General features: G+C 51.9%; 2 protein-coding genes. Both read left to right on the forward strand.

Going from position 1 to position 1,071, the window contains the following annotated elements:
• The first annotated feature begins 117 nt into the window (after window positions 1-117).
• Window positions 118-522 (forward strand): hypothetical protein, encoded by a 405-nt coding sequence (locus R7190_RS25810; RefSeq protein WP_254216662.1) that lies wholly within the window; start codon window positions 118-120, stop codon window positions 520-522.
• Window positions 523-586: 64 nt separating this feature from the next.
• A partial coding sequence (locus R7190_RS25815; RefSeq protein WP_318137669.1) for a DNA cytosine methyltransferase occupies window positions 587-1,071 on the forward strand: 485 nt, incomplete at its 3' end.

Here is a 1,071-nt window from a genome sequence, read left to right on the forward strand (position 1 = left end):
TGCTAATGCCATTCAGTCTCACGGCATCGCTGTGAACTGAGAACCACTTTAAACCCATCGGGGCCATTACTTCCCGATTGGGACGGTAGTGGCCTCTCAACCGAAAGGAGAGAGCTCATGGCTACTATCGTAAACACCAAGTTAGGAGAACATCGAGGCAAGAAGCGCGTCTGGCTGGAAGGCCAAAAGCTACTGCGTGAAGGTTACTATCCTGGCATGAAGTATGATCTGGAGCTGAAAGATTCCCAGGTTGTGCTTCGCGTCAAAGAGGAGGGTAAGTTCACCATCAGTAAGCGCGAGCGCAATGGCCGGGTGTCTCCAATCATCGATCTGACCGTGCAGGAGCTTGCTACCGTTTTTGACGGTGTAGAGATGCTCCGCGTGTTCATCCGTAACGGCGCAATTGTGATCTCTGCTCACCATCAACAAGAGCGAGTGATCGAGCGCGTCAACCGGCTTATCAGTAAGCTGGAGAATGGAGAATCGCTTTCGGTATGCAGCCTCTTTCATGGGGGTGCTTGATAAAGCGATTCACGCCGGTTTTCACAAGGCGGGAATTGCCAGTGCCATATCTGTGGCCGTGGAGATGGAAGGGAAATATCTCGATTCGTCTTTGGCAAATAACCCGGAGCTTTGGAACGAAGATTCTATTGTTATCGAATCGCCAATCCAGGCTGTGAATCTCAGCAAACGCCCACCACAGGTGGATGTTTTGATGGGGGGCATACCGTGTACCGGCGCGTCAAAGTCAGGTCGCAGTAAGAACAAGTTGGAGTTTGCCGAATCGCATGAGGCGGCAGGTGCCATGTTCTTCAACTTCCTGCAATTCGTAGAAGCGCTAAACCCAGCCGTTGTGCTGATTGAGAACGTGCCTGAGTACCAGAACACCGCTTCGATGGAAGTGATTCGTTCGGTGCTCTCTTCGTTGGGTTACTCCCTACAAGAGCGCATTCTCGACGGCAATGAGTTTGGGGTTATTGAGCGCCGCAAGCGTCTTTGTGTTGTTGCGCTTTCCCACGGGATCGACGGGTTTGAACTTGAGAAGGTTCAGCCTGTTCGCACCAAGGAAAG

Source organism: Vibrio sp. 1078-1 (genome assembly GCF_033340475.1).